Origin of the sequence: Phocaeicola sp. GP0067, assembly GCF_031119655.1 — a bacterium.
Lineage (GTDB): Bacteria > Bacteroidota > Bacteroidia > Bacteroidales > Bacteroidaceae > Phocaeicola > Phocaeicola vulgatus.
Genome location: NZ_JAVHZY010000006.1, coordinates 206,987 through 223,446 on the forward strand (window position 1 = coordinate 206,987; position 16,460 = coordinate 223,446).

At 37.8% G+C, this 16,460-nt stretch carries 17 protein-coding genes and 1 pseudogene; 17 read left to right on the plus strand and 1 reads right to left on the minus strand.

The window, feature by feature from the left end:
- Positions 1–4 precede the first annotated feature (4 nt).
- Together RE317_RS07265 and RE317_RS07270 are read left to right on the plus strand one after the other, a co-directional pair.
- A complete protein-coding gene (locus RE317_RS07265; protein WP_005851394.1) occupies positions 5–2,044 on the plus strand; it encodes a sugar-binding protein in 2,040 nt (679 codons plus the stop codon).
- Between the two features lie 423 nt (positions 2,045–2,467).
- Positions 2,468–3,298 (plus strand): hypothetical protein, encoded by an 831-nt coding sequence (locus tag RE317_RS07270; RefSeq protein ID WP_007832249.1) that lies wholly within the window; start codon positions 2,468–2,470, stop codon positions 3,296–3,298.
- Between the two features lie 65 nt (positions 3,299–3,363).
- Here RE317_RS07270 and RE317_RS07275 read toward each other — a convergent pair.
- A pseudogene (locus tag RE317_RS07275) lies at positions 3,364–3,561 on the minus strand (hypothetical protein); the annotation flags it as partial.
- A gap of 130 nt (positions 3,562–3,691) precedes the next feature.
- On the opposite strand from RE317_RS07275, the gene RE317_RS07280 reads away from it, so the two are divergent.
- The 15 genes from RE317_RS07280 to RE317_RS07350 form a co-directional block, all read left to right on the plus strand.
- Positions 3,692–5,503 (plus strand): aminotransferase class I/II-fold pyridoxal phosphate-dependent enzyme, encoded by a 1,812-nt coding sequence (locus RE317_RS07280; protein WP_007832253.1) that lies wholly within the window; start codon positions 3,692–3,694, stop codon positions 5,501–5,503.
- 75 nt (positions 5,504–5,578) lie between these two features.
- Entirely contained in the window at positions 5,579–7,012 is a 1,434-nt protein-coding gene (locus RE317_RS07285; RefSeq protein ID WP_007832255.1) for a flippase, read from the plus strand.
- Positions 7,013–7,067: 55 nt separating this feature from the next.
- Entirely contained in the window at positions 7,068–7,628 is a 561-nt protein-coding gene (locus RE317_RS07290) for a DapH/DapD/GlmU-related protein (protein WP_032939798.1), read from the plus strand.
- A 12-nt stretch (positions 7,629–7,640) separates the two neighbouring features.
- Positions 7,641–8,735, plus strand: a complete 1,095-nt coding sequence (locus RE317_RS07295; RefSeq protein WP_008671422.1) for an EpsG family protein — start codon at positions 7,641–7,643, stop codon at positions 8,733–8,735.
- A complete protein-coding gene (locus tag RE317_RS07300) occupies positions 8,725–9,618 on the plus strand; it encodes a glycosyltransferase family 2 protein (RefSeq protein ID WP_007832260.1) in 894 nt (297 codons plus the stop codon). The genes RE317_RS07295 and RE317_RS07300 overlap by 11 nt, the downstream gene beginning before the upstream one ends.
- Positions 9,619–9,621: 3 nt before the next feature.
- On the plus strand, positions 9,622–10,548 hold the full coding sequence (locus tag RE317_RS07305; RefSeq protein ID WP_007832262.1) for a hypothetical protein: 927 nt from the start codon (positions 9,622–9,624) through the stop codon (positions 10,546–10,548).
- Between the two features lie 3 nt (positions 10,549–10,551).
- Positions 10,552–11,265, plus strand: coding sequence for a LicD family protein (locus tag RE317_RS07310; protein ID WP_007832263.1), 714 nt, complete (start codon positions 10,552–10,554; stop codon positions 11,263–11,265).
- On the plus strand, positions 11,262–12,038 hold the full coding sequence (locus RE317_RS07315) for a glycosyltransferase family 2 protein (RefSeq protein ID WP_007832264.1): 777 nt from the start codon (positions 11,262–11,264) through the stop codon (positions 12,036–12,038). Before RE317_RS07310 ends, RE317_RS07315 begins: the two co-directional genes overlap by 4 nt.
- 71 nt (positions 12,039–12,109) lie before the next feature.
- Complete coding sequence (locus tag RE317_RS07320) at positions 12,110–12,292, plus strand: nucleotidyltransferase domain-containing protein (protein ID WP_007832265.1); 183 nt, start codon at positions 12,110–12,112, stop codon at positions 12,290–12,292.
- Positions 12,293–12,519: 227 nt separating this feature from the next.
- Positions 12,520–13,626: an MraY family glycosyltransferase gene (locus RE317_RS07325; protein ID WP_008671415.1), complete on the plus strand. Its 1,107-nt coding sequence runs from the start codon at positions 12,520–12,522 to the stop codon at positions 13,624–13,626.
- Positions 13,623–13,898 carry a hypothetical protein gene (locus RE317_RS07330; protein WP_007832269.1) on the plus strand — a complete coding sequence of 92 codons (276 nt, stop codon included), beginning with the start codon at positions 13,623–13,625 and terminating at the stop codon, positions 13,896–13,898. Before RE317_RS07325 ends, RE317_RS07330 begins: the two co-directional genes overlap by 4 nt.
- Positions 13,895–14,776, plus strand: a complete 882-nt coding sequence (locus RE317_RS07335) for a YjbH domain-containing protein (protein ID WP_008671413.1) — start codon at positions 13,895–13,897, stop codon at positions 14,774–14,776. The genes RE317_RS07330 and RE317_RS07335 overlap by 4 nt, the downstream gene beginning before the upstream one ends.
- A 94-nt stretch (positions 14,777–14,870) precedes the next feature.
- Entirely contained in the window at positions 14,871–15,188 is a 318-nt protein-coding gene (locus RE317_RS07340; RefSeq protein WP_008671410.1) for a nucleotidyltransferase domain-containing protein, read from the plus strand.
- Positions 15,182–15,586, plus strand: coding sequence for a HEPN domain-containing protein (locus tag RE317_RS07345; protein WP_008671408.1), 405 nt, complete (start codon positions 15,182–15,184; stop codon positions 15,584–15,586). The genes RE317_RS07340 and RE317_RS07345 overlap by 7 nt, the downstream gene beginning before the upstream one ends.
- Positions 15,587–15,852: 266 nt before the next feature.
- Positions 15,853–16,460 (plus strand): DEAD/DEAH box helicase (locus RE317_RS07350; protein ID WP_272216582.1); only part of this gene is annotated, 608 nt, incomplete at its 3' end.

The window sequence follows — 16,460 nt, forward strand, 5'->3', positions numbered from 1 at the left end:
ATAGATGAAGAAACTTATTTATACCCTGTTGCTTCTGCTGGTTACTTTTCCGGCAATGGCACAAAGCCTTTTTGAACAATATGAACGTTTTCTGACCGAACCGCGTACTTATGTATGTTATCGTCCGGATGGAAAGTTGAAAATAGATGGTAAACTGAATGAAAGTTCTTGGAAGAAGGCGGCGCCTACCGCTCCGTTTGTAGATATAAGCGGTGAAGGATTCCCGACTCCCAAATATGAAACTACCGCCAAGATGCTGTGGGATGATGAATATTTATATGTAGGAGCTGTTCTTCAAGAAGAGGATATCAAGGCACGTCTTACCCAGCGTGATACCATCATCTATTATGACAATGACTTTGAAGTATTTATCGATCCGGATAGCGACGGACACAATTATTTTGAAATAGAAACCAATGCGCGTGGCGTGATTTTCGACCTGATGCTGGACAAACCTTATCGTTCGGGTGGAAATTTCATGGTGCAATGGGACTGCCCCGGATTGAAGACCGCCATCCATTGTGAAGGTACACTGAATAAATCAAAAGATAAAGATAAGTATTGGAGTGTGGAAATGGCCATTCCTCATCAGGCGCTGACCATGAACTTTAACAATCCGTTGAAGGCCGGCAACACCTGGCGCATCAACTTCTCGCGTGTACAGTGGCTGAAGGAGAAAGGACCTGAGGAAAACTGGGTATGGACTCCTACCGGAAGAATTGATATGCACATGCCCGACCGTTGGGGATATCTTTATTTCGTAGACAAGCAAGTGGGAACCTCGCAGGATGAGTTGGTTTATCCGTACAATCAGGCTATCTATAAACTGCTATGGGCTATGTTCTACGCACAGCAGGATAATTATAGTAAACAACATAACTACTTGCGTGCCACAGAACAATTCTTTTTGACTGATAAAGAGTTGAAAGATCTTCCGGCTGATGCCCGGATTGCGGTGGAAGCGACTCAGAACACCTATCAGATAGCTATAACCAATCCTGCTGAAGGAGTCCGTTATGTGATAAATAATGAAGGACGTTTCCGGACAGAAAAGATACCTGCCCGTGAAGTTAAAAACTGGTTGTGGATGCGTCTGAATAACCGTTCGGATGCCGAATGGAAAAAATGGTTTGCGTTGTTGAAAGAATGTGGTATTTCGGGTGTCATGTTCGAGGGATACAATGAAAATATTTATCGTCTTTGCAAAGAAGCCGGACTGGAGGCACATTATTGGAAATGGACGATGAACCGCAGGGAACTGCTGGACAAGCATCCCGACTGGTATGCCGTGAACCGTAAAGGCGAGTCTTGTCACGACAAACCGGCCTACGTGGATTATTATCGCTTCTTGTGCCCTAATCACCAAGGTGTGGCAGAGTATCTGGCAGAAGACTATGTAAAGGAAGCCCATAAGCCTTATGTGGATGGTGTTCATCTGGATTATGTCCGTATGCCGGATGTAATCTTGCCTGTCAGCCTATGGAAAAACTATGGTATAGAGCAGAAAGAAGAGTTGCCGGAATATGACTATTGTTATTGTGATGTCTGCCGTGAATTGTTTAAAGCTAAAACAGGACAGGATCCGTTGGAGTTAAAGTATCCGATGGAAAACCAGAGTTGGATCAATTTCCGTCTGGATGCCATCACTCGTGTGGTGGATGCCATTACCAAAGCGGTGAAAGCCGATCATAAAGCTATTTCTGCCGCAGTGTTCCCGGGGCCGTCCATGGCTCGCAAGATGGTGCGCCAAGATTGGGGAGAATGGACGTTGGATGCTTATTATCCGATGATTTATAATAAATTCTATTATGAAGGTCCTGAATGGATCGGGCGTTCGGTAAAGGAAAGCGTTGAAACGGTGAATGGGCGTGCCAAGATATATGCCGGACTGATGTTTGGTGATATTAAGGACAATTTTGAAGAGGCGCTGGATGAAGCGTACAATAACGGGGCATCCGGTGTATCCTTCTTTGATGGTCCGGATGAAGAATATTTGCATAAATTCAAAGCTTATCTGGATAAGAGAGGATTTGTGGTGAAGTAACTCCGTACTGTTAGATCCTTATATTAGAGAAATAAATCTCTTTTTAGCGGTCACTTTCGATTTTTATCGTAAGTGGCCGCTTTTGCGTTTTATCATTTGTTCTTTTAATGAGTGCGGAAAAGGAATTTATGTGTTCCTTTTTGGTCTTTCTTGGATCTATCTTGAAAATGAATCTGTTAGAATAAAAAAAATGGAGTTCTCTTAGTAAGAGAACCCCAAAAAGACATATACTGCTGACAATAAGATATTTACGAATAATCAGAGATGGATAATTTGCAAACAAATATCATAAGAATCCTTATCAGAGACTGATTCCTGAATAAAAGATTTCCGTATTTGAATTATTATAACTACATTTGCAGCGGAATGGGGTTCTCTTACTAAGAGAACCCCAAAAAGACATATATAAAAAGTAATGTTTTGATGGTAACAGAAAATAGTATGGAGCTTGAAAATCAAGCGTTCCTTTCAAATCAAGACATAACGGGCGAAGCGCCTAAGTTACTGCTCTGCAGTTCAATCGCTTCCGGCTCAGACCTAGGGTCAAATGAAGGAATCACGCCAATGGCGGGAATAGGAAAAGAATACCCTGAACTCGGCTGGTATTATCTGTATCTTTCCAACAAAGAACTGAAACGCTATATCAGTGTTTTCAGTGGCAGGAAAGCTGTTCGGCTTCGTACACCATCAGGTACCGTAGAAGAGAGATTCTTTTGCTTCAAGGTGTTTTCTTACACTGCCACCGATCATAGGAAACGTTTCGAGCAATGTGCTTATACCAAAGAGGAATATACCGCTCGCCGTGACTCTGCCCGGGTGGTGAAAGAGGCTTTTGCTACCGGCTCCACTCAGAAACTGAATACGTTGACGAATGAGAAAGGGATTGAAGGCAACGGTTGGCTGTTTGTATGTGCTCCCTTGGGGCAGTTGGAATGTATTCTGTCTGCCATGCTTCCCCGCCAGTATCTGGTGACGGACTATAACACACACCGTGCGGCGGTAATTCCTCAACGTCAGATGGAGGAATTTATCTATCTGTATGAATCCATGCCTTACAATATCGAGCTGATGAACCGGCCTTTGGAGGACTATCTTCAGAAAAAGCAACGAATCCGTATTACCGGTGGTGTCTTTCGGGGGAAAGAGGGATGTATCATGCGTTTGCACCGCAATACAAGGCTGGTATTCGCTTTTGGCAATATGACGGTGGCAGTGAGCTATCTTCATGCGTTTCCGTTTGAAAAAATTGATTAGTTTAATTAAAGCCATCCATACATTCCTTGCAGGACGATGGATGGCAGATAAGACTACAGACGCAACTAAGGTTGCAAGTCTATATATTCAGCTGTGACATGGAAACATGGACAGGCTTTTTGCGGATTCAAGTCATGATGGCCTACAATCAGTGCCTTGGGATAACGTTGATGCAGTTGTTCAATCAGTTTTCTCAGCGTAGCCTTTTGTGCTTCCGTCCGAGTGTCTTTCGGCGTTGTTCCGCCGTCATCCAGTCCGCCTAAACAGATAAAGGCTAAGTCAGCTAAAATAATTGACAATTCAGATTATTGCGATTGAATGTTATCAGTCCTCTTTGTGTTGGCTTTTAGATATTAAGAAGTTAGTAAATACATGATACTTTATAAATAAGTTATGCAAGCAATTATATTAGCAGCCGGAATGGGCAAGCGTTTGGGAAACCTGACCAAAGATAATACAAAATGTATGGTTAAAGTGAATGGCATTCCATTGATAGATCGTGTTTTGGGACAATTATCTCATTTTCCATTGTCAAAAGTCATATTAGTAATCGGTTATAAAGGCGAAAAATTAAAAGAATATTTAGGTTTTGATTATCAGGGATTACCTATTCAATATATCGAAAATTCCATTTATGACAAGACAAACAATATCTATTCACTTTCTTTGGCGAAAAAGGAACTTCAAGAGGATGATACATTGCTGATTGAATCTGACTTGATTTTTGATGATACTTTGTTCCCGATGATATTGAATGATCCTTATCCCAACTTGGCTTTGGTCGCCAAGTATGAAACTTGGATGGACGGTACCATGGTTCGTTTGGACGATGAAAACAACATTGTAAATTTCATTCCTAAGAAAGCTTTCAAGTACAGTGATGTGGATTGTTATTACAAGACGGTCAATATCTATAAGTTCAGCAAGGAGTTTTCACGTACCCATTACGTTCCATTTTTGGAAGCCTATACGAAAGCGTTGGGTAACAATGAATATTATGAACAGGTCCTTCGGGTAATTACCTTGCTGGATAAGTGCGAGTTGAAGGCTTTGCCGTTGGACGGGCAGAAATGGTATGAGATAGACGATGTTCAGGACTTGGACATTGCGGAGACCCTTTTTGCGAATTCGGTCATCAAATTGTCCCGTTACCAGAAACGCTATGGAGGATATTGGCGTTTTCCTGCTTTGCTGGATTATTGCTATTTGGTTAACCCCTTTTTCCCTACCCAACGTATGCGTGACGAAATCAAGGCGAACTTTGATGTCCTGCTGACGGAATATCCCTCAGGAATGTCCGTCAACAGCCTTTTGATAGGGAAATATTTTGGGGTGAACCCAGATTATGTTTGTGTGGGCAATGGTGCTGCAGAACTAATAAAGAGCCTGATGGAATATTTGCCGGGTACCATAGGTGTGATATATCCCACATTCGAAGAGTATCCTAACAGATGTAACAAGCAGGAGGTGGTTGTCTATATTCCTTCCAATCCTGATTTCTCCTATAGGGCTTCGGATGTCATGTCTTATTATTCGGACAAGAAGATAGATTCCTTGTTGATAGTCAATCCTGATAATCCATCCGGCAATTTCATTCCATATACCGAGCTTCTTTCCTTGTGCGAATGGGCAGGTTTCCGCTCCATCCGTCTGATAGTGGACGAATCTTTTGTTGATTTTGCGGAGGATGGCCTGAACAGTTCCTTGCTGTATAATGAAATTCTAGAACAATATCCTCACTTGGTGGTGATGAAGAGTATTTCCAAGTCCTATGGCGTTCCCGGACTGCGTTTGGGGGTATTGGCAAGTTCCGATAAGTCGTTGGTCGCTTTCCTCAAAAAGGATGTTTCCATTTGGAACATAAATTCATTTGCAGAGTTTTATATGCAGATATTCGGTAAATATGAATCGGACTACAAGAAAGCGTGCGGCAAGTTCTTGCAGGAACGTAACCGTTTTTTTCTTTCTTTGCAGGATATATCATTTTTGCGTGTGATTCCTTCTCAGGCGAACTATTTCTTATGTGAGATTACCGGTAAATATACTTCTGCCGAGTTGAGTAGGTTGCTTTTGGATCGGAATATCCTGATAAAGGATTGCGGGACGAAGAAAGCTTTTGGAGGAAAGAATTATATCCGTATAGCGGTGAAGAATAGGGATGAAAATAATCGTTTGATTAGCATTTTAGCCAGTTTTGATCTCTAGTGAAAGACTGCATCTTTAATTTTTTCTAATAGATAAGAGTCTTCTTTACTGTATAAACAGATGATTGCTTAGCTTATGTCAATAAAGAAAAATTTTCTATATAATATACTCTTAAATATCTCAAACATAGCTTTCCCAATAATTACAATTCCATATGTAAGTCGGATTTTAGGCGTTGATCAGATTGGAGAATTCAGTTTTGTAACAACCTTGGTTGAATATTTTGTGTTATTTGCGGCTTTAGGCAAGACGCTTTTTGGAAGTAGAGAAATAGCTAAATTAAAAGACAATAAACGATCTTGTAATCGATTATTTAATCGGTTGTTTACAATAAATATTATTTCATCGATATTTGTGTCATTTATTTTTTTATTATCTCTGTTTGGCATTCAACAATTGACCGAAATAAGGTGTTTGCTGTTCATAGCAGGAATTCCTCTTTATTTTTCAGCATTAGACATAAATTGGTTTTATAGTGGATTGGAGAAATTTAAATTGATTTCCCTCCGTTCCGTATTTGTAAAATTAGTTTTATTGATAGGATTGTTATGTTTAGTGAAAAACAAAAGTGATTTAATTATTTACGTACTACTTAACTCTCTGACTTTTTTAATTAATTATATAATAAACATCTACTTTTTTATAAAAGAAGGATTCTCTATTCGATTGGATTTAAGCGACTGTAAAGTAAATTTAAAAGGACTCGTTTTATTTTTCTTCTCTTCCCTTGCTATGCAGATTTATTTGATGATAGATACAGTAATGTTAGGATTTATGTCTTCATTCTATGAACTGGGCATATATTCATCAGCAATAAAATCTGTTAGAATACTAATGCCTATTATGACATCTTTGGGAATGGTTATGCTACCTCGTTTGTCTTATTGCAACAATATAGGCAATGTCGTTGAATATAGAAAAATGTTGGATTGTGCTTTTGACGTTATTAATTTTTGCTCTTGGCCATTAATGGCTTATTTCCTTTGTATTGCTGATTTGTTTATTCTATTCTTCTTTGGTCAGTCTTTTGGGGAAGCTACATTGCCCCTAAGAATATGTTCAGTATTATTTGTAGTCAGTAACTTTTCTTATTTTTTAGGGATACAGGTAATGACAACAGCTTCTTTTGAATCAAGATATTTGATTGCAACAGTCTGTGGCGTCATCTTTAATCTTTTATTTAATGTTATATTAATACCTTCCATGGGAGCTCGTGGTGCTGCGTGGGCTTCTGTAATAGGTGAAATAATGGTTTCTGCTACATGTGTTTATTATGTATATAAATTGAAGTTATATTCAATAAGTTGGCGGTGCTTAAAAAAATCGTGTTGTGCTTCATTTATTTTTCCTTTGGTCTATGTCTGTATGTTTTTGGGGAGTATGGAAAAGAATTTTTTATGGTTCATTCTTTATTCTTTTATAGCATGGGTAGGGTATATATTGATCCAATGCAAATTAAAGAATTCTGTATGCATGTATATATTTTCAACAATAACAAAATATGTTTAGGTTTTTATTGAATTTTATAGGTTTTCTGTTATCTTTCGTTTTTACAGAGAAAATTATGCATGAAGTATGGCATCTGAGAAATGTAATATATTCTTCTATTGTAAGATGTCATTTCAAATCAATAGGAAAAGGTGGGCGTTTTTGTTATCCATTAATTTTAAATGGTGGAAAGAATATTTTAATAGGTGACAAATTTAGTTTGCGTGAACGGGGGCGGATAGAAGCGATAGATTTATATCAAGGCGTAAATTATACTCCTTCAATAATTATTGGTGATAATGTAGCAATGGGGAATGATGTTCATATAGGCGTAATAGGACAACTTAAAATTGGTAATAATGTACTGGTGGGAAGTCATATTTTTATTTCTGACCATTCTCATGGCAAATTAAATAAAACAGATATAAAAAAGGTAGCAATTGAGCGCAGATTATATTCTAAGGGTAATATTATAATAGAGGATAATGTTTGGATAGGAGAAGGGTGTGTTATTTTACCTAATGTAAAGATTGGACAAAACAGTGTAATTGGTGCAAATACAGTTGTTACAAAAGATGTACCTCGAAATTCAATTGTTGTAGGAAATCCAGGTCGAGTGATTCGCCAAATTGAATAAGAATAATTTCTTATGAATTTAACTCTACTTTTTTTTCTATTGTTATTGGGCGTATCCTGTTCATTTTATACTCCCCATAGGTGGTATAATAAAATATATTGGATAATAGCTGCCATGCTATCTGTTGTTATAGGATTACGTGATTTTTCTGTTCAAGATACTGAAAACTATGCAGCTTTATATTCGGGAATTACCGCTTTTGATTTGTCTTCTATCTCGCTATTTTCATTTGAACCGGGTTTTCAATATTATACGCATTTTTTAAAAAAGATTGCAGGAGGAAATCTTAATGGCTATTTCTTTCTCTTAGCATTGACTAATTATGTATTCATTTATTTCGCATTAAATAATTGGGGAAAATGGCATACTCCAGATAATAAAAAGCTAAATTCAGTTTTATTCTTGGTTCTCTATAGTTCATTTTTTGGAATGTTTTACAATGCCATAGTTGTCAGAGCTGGGCTTGCATTATCGATTTTACTATTAGCAACCTCTCTTTTATCTAAGTCACAGCTTAATTATAAAGATTTGTTTTTTGCAGGATGTTTTTTTGTTGTTGCATTGTCTTTCCATTATTCTTCTTTTTTAGGTATTGTTGCCTGTGTTATATATAGGATAGGGGGACGAAAATCTTCTAAAATATATATTATTATTTGGAATCTATTGTTTTTGATATTTATTTTACGTTTAAGTCCTTATGTCGTTTCTATATTGTTGGGGGGCATTATATCTGTATTTGGGATGTTTGATGGTACAGATTTAGCTAAATATTCCTATTATCTAGACGAACTATATAAACTAACGTATGCAATTCCGTATAGAGGTGTTTTTTATTTTGTGATCGGATGGTTTTTTATCCATTATAAGACAAATAATATTTTATATTATAAAGCTTTAAATGTTTATTTAGTAGGTTTGTTAGGAACTGCCTTGTTTTATTCTATAGAGCAAATTTCACGTATCACCGATTATTTCCTAATTTATTCTATCTTCCTTTTATACATTTTGTTTGAAAGATATTTAGATAGAAAATCAGGTGCTTTATTATACTTATGTACTGTAACCATTCAGTTTGTTTTTTTTATTAGAATTATATATGATGCATAAGAGAGTTTCTGTTATTATTGTAACCTATAATTCAGAGAAACACATTTATGATTGTTTATCTTCAATTTATCGTTATAATGATATTGGAGATTTATTAGAAGTTATAATTGTAGATAATAATAGTTGCAATAAAGATTTGATGTTTGAGTCTATTAATCGATTATATCCTCAAACTAAATTGATAGATAATCCTAAAAATGGTGGTTATGGTCAAGGTAATAACATGGGAGTAAAGAATAGTTTGGGAGATATTATTCTGATAATGAATCCAGATGTAAGAATGGTAGAGCCTTTGTTTAAAAAAGCGGTAAACTATTTTGATTCTAATAAGGAAGTAGCTTTATTGGGAATGAAACAGTGGTATAACAAAGGAAAAGAAGGTTTATCGTTTGATGTTGACCCTTCATATTCATTTTTGCATCCTTTTTTATGCGCTATAAAATCTCGTATATATAATAAATTATCTAAGTTTGATAACCGCGATATGTATATAAATGGTTCGTGTTTTTTTATTTGCAAGCAGCCATTTGTAAAAATAGGCATGTTTGATGAAAAGATTTTTATGTATTGTGAAGAGAAAGACTTGAATCGAAGGTTGAGAAACAGTGGATATGAAATAACTTTTGACAAGAATATGAATTATTTCCATTTAGCAGGAGAAAGATCTTTTTCTTATGATGAGTTTAGAATGACGTTAGATTCAGAGTTGTATTATTATCGTAAAAATAATTTGGATGAGATAGAATGTCTCGAAAAGAGGATTTCATTGTTTGAGTTTGTGTATTTCTTTAATAGAATAAGATTGAAGAATCAGATTAATTTAAATTTTTATAAAGCTGTTCATGAATGTAAACGTCGTATTGATGAAATAAAAAAGCGGTAAGTTATGTATAACATTCCTATTCTATTTATTATTTTCAAACGCAAAGATGTTGCGCTTAAAAGTTTTGAATCTATTCGTAAGATACAACCTAAAAAACTCTATGTTGCTGGTGATGGTCCCCGTTCTTATATACAAGGTGAAGCCAAGAAAGTGGAAGATACTCGGCAGGCTATTTTGAAAGCGGTAGATTGGGATTGTGAGATTCATACTCTATTTCAAAAAGAGAATCTTGGTTGTTGTGTGGGAGTTTATTCTGCCATAAATTGGTTGTTTGATAATGAGGATAAAGGTATTATAATAGAAGATGATTGTGTGCTCCGAGATTCTTTTTATCCTTTTGCGGAAGAATTGTTGGTGCGTTATAAGGATGATTACCGTATTGGAATGATTGACGCAGCTAATTATCGACAAAATATATCCATTCCACATTCTTATGGATTTAGCAGATATAAATCCACTAACGGATGGGCTACTTGGAAACGCGCATGGAAATTGATGGATTTGAATATGAATTGGCGAGAGAGTGCTTATGAAGATTCGATCATAAGGAATATGGGATATAAGGCAAAGGATGTACGCTATTGGAAATATCGTATGAAGGCTATCGATTGCAATGATGTGAGTGCATGGGACTGGCAATGGTATTTTACCATGGCAGCTCATAATATGCTTGGCATTTATCCTCAATATAGCCTGATAACGAATATAGGTTTTGGGGCTGAAGCAACACATACTTCTCAAGGAAACATTCCTTCTTGTTATATTTCTCATAAGGATATAGAATTCCCTTTGAACCACCCGCAATATGTGGTTCCTTATATACCATTTGAAAAGGCTTTTTATCATAGTAACAATACATTGTTTAATAGGATCAAGCAACTGTTCCCGTTTGTGTGGAAGAATGCTGTTAAGAAAATTATTAGGAGGTAAATTATGCCTAGTGTTATGACTTCTCATGGGGCTATTCGTTATAAGACCATTCCTCTTTTTCCAGGTGTAAAGCGTATTGATAAGGAAATCGCATTTGAAAACTTATGTCTTCTTAAATCTATATTGGATGCTAACGGGATTAAATTTCAGCTAGCTTTCGGAACTCTGTTGGGAGTTGTTCGTGAACATGATTTTATAGACCATGACGAGGATATTGATCTTGCTTTTCTCGATGAAGACCGTAATGCTCTTTGGAATATATTGCCTGACTTGATGAAAATGGGATTTCGAGTTTGTCGTTATGATAGACGAGATCTTCTTTCTGTTATGAGAAAAGGCGAATATATTGATTTCTATTTTTATCGTCCTTGGCAGGAAGGATATAGGATTTGTTCAGGTTGGGTAAATGTAGAAAAGCATCTTATAAATACAGCTCAAATAGAATTTAAGGGAATATCTTTTCCTGTTCCGTTAGATTATGAAGAGTATTTGGTGGGGGAGTACGGCGCAGATTGGCGCATTCCGTTACAATGGAATAATTATCAAATGCCCAAATGGAAAATTGCAATGTTTAATGTAAAAGAGCATTTAAAAGATGTTTTGCCCGATTGGCTTTTTTCTTTAATTGCAAAAAGATCAGAAAGAGCATTATATACTAAATGCTGCATGAGATTGAATAAAAACTTAGGACAATTATTACCACAAATAGAAGAATGACAATCTCTCTCATTACCGTCACTTACAACAGCGGCAACACACTTTTTTCCACCCTTCAATCTGTCCTTTCTCAAACTCACCTTGATATAGAATACATCATTGTAGATGGTGTTTCCAAAGACCACACAATCGATGTCCTCAAGGAATACGAACCGAAGTTTAACGGGCGTTTAAGATGGATCTCCGAACCGGATAAAGGACTTTATGATGCCATGAACAAAGGAATCAGGATGGCTACCGGTGATGTGGTGGGCATTCTTAATTCGGATGATTTCTTTACCGGAAAAGATGTGCTGGCACAGGTGGTACGGGCTTTTGAAACGGATGACCGCTTGGCAGCCGTTTATGGTGATGTTCATTTTGTACATCCGGATAAGTTGGATAAATGCGTCCGCTATTATTCTTCGAAGGTGTTTAAAAGGAAACTGATGCGTTTTGGTTTTATGCCTGCTCATCCTTCCTTTTATTTGCGAAGGAAATATTTTGGAAAGTTCGGTTGTTATAAGACGGATTATCGGATTGCAGCAGATTTTGAGTTTCTACTTCGAGTGATTTATAAAGGCAATATCAGCATAAAATACTTGCCGATAGATATGGTGACGATGCGAATGGGCGGAGTCAGTACTTCGGGAGTAGTTTCACACAAATGGATTATGAAAGAGCATCTACGTGCGTTCCGTGAAAATGGCATTTATACCAATGTGTTTCTTTTGGGAATTAGGTATATATATAAGGTGGGAGAACTTTTGCTGCATAAATCAGTAAGCCGTTAGGAAAATCTGCATTTTATTGGGAAAACAGGAAGCTATTTCTTTTCCTTGCAAGAAACATCAGTTATAAGAAAATGAAGAGTACAATAGAAATTATATCTATTCTAAAAAGATTGAAAAAGGATTCCGCTTATAAATATGGAATTAAACCTTTTGGGATTTTTGGCTCATTTGCTTGGAATCAACAGGATGAGGCAAGTGATTTGGATGTATTTGTCACTCTTCAGAAATCTGATTTTTTACTTTGGAAAAGATAAAAGAGGAGTTGGAGAAACTTATGCATTTCAAAATTGATATAATAAATTTTAGGGATTCGTTTAAACAATATATATTGATACTTCGGGTGTATTCCGCAAGTCAATTATTCAAATAACTTTTATTACTTTGTCTTGTAAAGATCTATTTATGAAGGTTTTATAAGCTTTATGTGCTTCCATAGGCAGCATTCATTTTATTCTAGACTTAAAAAACAAGCTGATTTATTATGTTGAATATTGTAGTAGTATTCTGCGGTTTTCTGATAGCCGTAGTCCTTGCCCGTATCATTATTCCCCGTATTTTAATCATTTCTCTTCGTAAACGTCTGTTTGATACTCCGGACGCACGGAAGGTGCACAAAAGACCGGTATCTCGGCTGGGTGGAGTTTCTTTTTTCCCCGTTATCCTGTTTACTGGCACTTTTCTGATAGGGATCTGTTATATGACAAGATGGGTCTCCTTGGTGGACATAGCGCGGCATTGGGTACAAATTCTGTTTATGTGCACGGGGTTGACCTTGCTGTTCATTGTGGGTATTGCGGATGATTTGATAGGGGTTCGCTATCGTCAGAAGTTTCTGGTACAGTTGATTGCCGCTTCTATGTTCCCGTTGGCAGGATTGTACATCAATGATTTTTATGGGCTATTCGGTATTCATGCGGTTTCTCCTTTCATCGGTGTTCCTCTTACCTTGGTGCTCGTGATTTTTATCACCAATGCAATCAACCTAATAGACGGCATTGACGGTCTGGCATCGGGACTGAGTATGGTAGCATTGTCCGTCTTTGGCACACTGGCTGTCATTGATGACAGATGGATGAGTGCATTGCTGGCTTTTACTACCGTGGGAGTGTTGCTTCCGTTCTTTTTTTATAATGTATTTGGAAATGCGGACAGGGGACGGAAAATCTTTATGGGAGATACTGGAAGTCTTACCTTGGGCTATATATTAAGTTTCCTGGCAGTGCAATACACTATGAATACGTATGAGGCGGGTTTTAATTATGAAGGTGCTATATTGATATCTTTCAGTGTATTGTTAGTTCCCTGCCTGGATGTGGTAAGGGTGGTTCTAGGCCGTGTACGTCGTGGCAAAGACCCCTTTATGCCGGATAAGACACATATTCATCACAAGTTTCTTGCCATGGGATTCACACCGCGTAAAGCGATGATTTCCATTCTATGCATTTCGTTTTTGTTTTGTGCCTCCAATGTGTTTCTGGTAAGCTATCTGAACAATACGGTGCTGTTCCTCTGTGATGTGGCCGTATGGACACTGATGAATCTTTATATCAGTAAGTTGATTTCACGACGCAATATTTCCCAAATATGATTGTTCCTTCTTTCCGCCTTTATCATTTTGCAGTAAAACTGATATGGAAACGTATGCTGGCCCTTACCCTGCTGTTTTGGCTGGGGGTGGCAGGAGTATACTATGCGGTAAACGAGATGCCTGTCTGGCAGGAATATGGTTGGTGGCTGCCATTGATGGTGGGTAGCACTTACTTTCTCTTTATGGACGTAAAATTGATGTTGATGATGATGAAACATGAAGAGAAAAAGAAGTGGAAGCGGTATCGGTTAAAAAATAAGTTCGAAGAATGAGGAATATGAAAATAGGAAGATGTTGTCTTGCCGGTTTGTTTTTGTGGATAGTACAGGGGGCAACGGCTCAAATAAATTATGGCACGACGGGATTGATGAATCTTCCTACTGCCGACATGCAGCGTGACAAGACTTTTATGGTAGGTGGTAACTGGCTGAATCATCATGCTACAGTACCCCGTTGGTGGTATGATACATGGAACTATTATATCAATATAACTATTTTTCCTTGGCTGGAAGCCGGATATCTGTGTACTGGTCATAAGGCAGTTCCTACGGATTATGGCAATAACTCCGGCTATTGGGTGCCATCTACGTATGGCAAGTTCACCAATCAGGACCGTTCTTTTCATTTTCGCTTACGGGTGTGGAAGGAAGGTTGGTGGAAACCATGGACGCCTCAAGTGGTGATAGGTGCCAATGATGCGATAGGTGATTCGGCGAATGGTGGTTCCCTATCCAATCAGCAGAATCAAGACTATGGTAATGGCTTTTGGAATCGTTATTATCTGGCAATAACCAAACATGTCAATTTTGATAATATAGGTACGTTAGGTGCGCACATATCGTGGATATACAGCAATCGTTTCGACAATAAACTGAATAATCCTGCTATGGGCGTGAACTTTTGTTTCCATTTGAAAGAGGATGATTCATGGATAAGAAAAGCTGTTAATGGTGTCAATTTAATGGCTGAGGTTGTTCCTGGTTATACAGATGTGAAAGAGGACTTGACATTCAATCCCAATGGACCGAAATATCAAATGAATGTAGGTATGGAATACAGCTTTTGGAAAGACTACATCAACGCTGTAATAGAATTGAACCGTTGCAAATACTTCTCCGGCGGCATTTATTTCAAGATTCATCTGAAATGATAAAATAAATTATTCTATTAGGAATTCCCGTTTGAATTTTGTTCCTTATGCATAAATGGTAAATTTTTGTTATATTTACAAAAAGCTATTTGTGATGATGAAGCAAAAAGAAGAAATATTATATGCAATTAAGGAAGTCATAGCGCAGGTTATGCCTACAGGTGCAAGAGTGGTACTTTTGGGTTCTCAGGTTCGTAACGATGCCCGCGAGGATTCGGATATATTGATTCTTCTTGATAAAGAAAAATTAGAAGAAGCAGATCACGATAAGTATGTTTATCCTTTATTTGAATTGGGTTGGAAAATTGATGTGGAGATTCATCCTATAATGTATACTTTAAAAGATTGGCTGGAACGAAATTTTTCTCTCTTTTATAAAAATGTGGAACAAGACGGGATTGTACTATGCTGAGTGTTGATGAGAAAAAAGCGATTATAAATTATCGGATACAAAAGTCTTACGGTAATTTGAACGAGGCAAAAGAAGTTGCGAAATTGGGCTTTTGGAACCTGGTAGGTAACCGCTTTTATTATTTGGCATTTCATATGGCTTCTGCATTATTGTTGGATAAGGGTCTTGCATCTTGTTTTCACAGTGGTATGATTCACTTGATAGGTACTCAGTTTGTAGTAAAAGGTCTTTTAGATAAAAGTTATGGTCGTTTGCTGTCCCGTTTATTTGAATTACGGCAATCTGGCGATTATGATGATTTGTATGATGCAACAGAGGATGAGGTCATACCTTATATTGACAAGACATTTCAATTTATTCAAGATATGGAAAAGCTAATCGTATTCAAGGGCGAATAGTTATTCTGTAGTTTGTTGTTAGCATCTAAAAAAAACGTAAAAAGCCATCTCCCGTGTGAAATGGAACATGGCGTGCAATCACTTTTGGGGAATGTATGTGGGCCGAACGCTTTGTTCTCTGCGGACTTCTCGTGATGAAGATAGGTTTAAACTTTGACTCGGAAAACCATATTTTGAGTGATTGGATCATAGAAGAATAGACGATATTATAAGCTCTTTGTAAAGATAAAATATTTATAATTTATATAGGCTGTATGCGATAACGTATGCGGCCTTCCTTGTTTTTGTTGTCGGTAGCGACTGGCATCCGTATAATGTATTGCGAGAACGATTGTCTTCGTGACTACCAGCAGGAGATGAAGCTCAGGCTCTTTGAAGAGTGGGAGCTTCACCGGAGTGTGATGGTACAGATGCCTACAGGCACGGGAAAGACACACCTGCTGGCTGCCATAGTGAGGGAGTTCTTGTGTGGTTCCGGTAGCCGGGTATGGATTGTGGCGCATCGTCGGGAACTGGTGGAGCAGATAGAGGAGACGGTTTCCCGTTATGGAATGGGGAGGGAGGACGGAAGTGTGAGGGTGATGTCCATCCAGTGGTTGTCACGAAACCGGAAGATTGTGAACGGACAGCCGGATTTGATTGTTATTGACGAGGCACATCATGCCCTGGCAGAAACTTATCGGGAGCTTTGGAAGAGTTATCCGGAGGCGAGGAAATTGGGTATGACCGCTACCCCCTGTCGGCTGAACCGCAAGGGATTCACGGATTTGTTTGATACCCTGATTACCTCATGGAGTATTGCGGAATTTATCGGGAGGGGCTGGTTGTCGTCCTTTGACTATGTGTCCATCCGTGCGAACAGCAGGGAACAGCG

What these genes read in the sequence shown, in the direction of transcription:
- RE317_RS07265 (WP_005851394.1), top strand. Translation starts at nt 5, where the DNA reads ATGAAGAAACTTATTTATACCCTGTTGCTTCTGCTGGTTACTTTTCCG.
- RE317_RS07270 (WP_007832249.1), top strand. Translation starts at nt 2,468, where the DNA reads ATGGTAACAGAAAATAGTATGGAGCTTGAAAATCAAGCGTTCCTTTCA.
- RE317_RS07280 (WP_007832253.1), top strand. Translation starts at nt 3,692, where the DNA reads ATGCAAGCAATTATATTAGCAGCCGGAATGGGCAAGCGTTTGGGAAAC.
- RE317_RS07285 (WP_007832255.1), top strand. Translation starts at nt 5,579, where the DNA reads ATGTCAATAAAGAAAAATTTTCTATATAATATACTCTTAAATATCTCA.
- RE317_RS07290 (WP_032939798.1), top strand. Translation starts at nt 7,068, where the DNA reads ATGCATGAAGTATGGCATCTGAGAAATGTAATATATTCTTCTATTGTA.
- RE317_RS07295 (WP_008671422.1), top strand. Translation starts at nt 7,641, where the DNA reads ATGAATTTAACTCTACTTTTTTTTCTATTGTTATTGGGCGTATCCTGT.
- RE317_RS07300 (WP_007832260.1), top strand. Translation starts at nt 8,725, where the DNA reads ATGATGCATAAGAGAGTTTCTGTTATTATTGTAACCTATAATTCAGAG.
- RE317_RS07305 (WP_007832262.1), top strand. Translation starts at nt 9,622, where the DNA reads ATGTATAACATTCCTATTCTATTTATTATTTTCAAACGCAAAGATGTT.
- RE317_RS07310 (WP_007832263.1), top strand. Translation starts at nt 10,552, where the DNA reads ATGCCTAGTGTTATGACTTCTCATGGGGCTATTCGTTATAAGACCATT.
- RE317_RS07315 (WP_007832264.1), top strand. Translation starts at nt 11,262, where the DNA reads ATGACAATCTCTCTCATTACCGTCACTTACAACAGCGGCAACACACTT.
- RE317_RS07320 (WP_007832265.1), top strand. Translation starts at nt 12,110, where the DNA reads ATGAAGAGTACAATAGAAATTATATCTATTCTAAAAAGATTGAAAAAG.
- RE317_RS07325 (WP_008671415.1), top strand. Translation starts at nt 12,520, where the DNA reads ATGTTGAATATTGTAGTAGTATTCTGCGGTTTTCTGATAGCCGTAGTC.
- RE317_RS07330 (WP_007832269.1), top strand. Translation starts at nt 13,623, where the DNA reads ATGATTGTTCCTTCTTTCCGCCTTTATCATTTTGCAGTAAAACTGATA.
- RE317_RS07335 (WP_008671413.1), top strand. Translation starts at nt 13,895, where the DNA reads ATGAGGAATATGAAAATAGGAAGATGTTGTCTTGCCGGTTTGTTTTTG.
- RE317_RS07340 (WP_008671410.1), top strand. Translation starts at nt 14,871, where the DNA reads ATGATGAAGCAAAAAGAAGAAATATTATATGCAATTAAGGAAGTCATA.
- RE317_RS07345 (WP_008671408.1), top strand. Translation starts at nt 15,182, where the DNA reads ATGCTGAGTGTTGATGAGAAAAAAGCGATTATAAATTATCGGATACAA.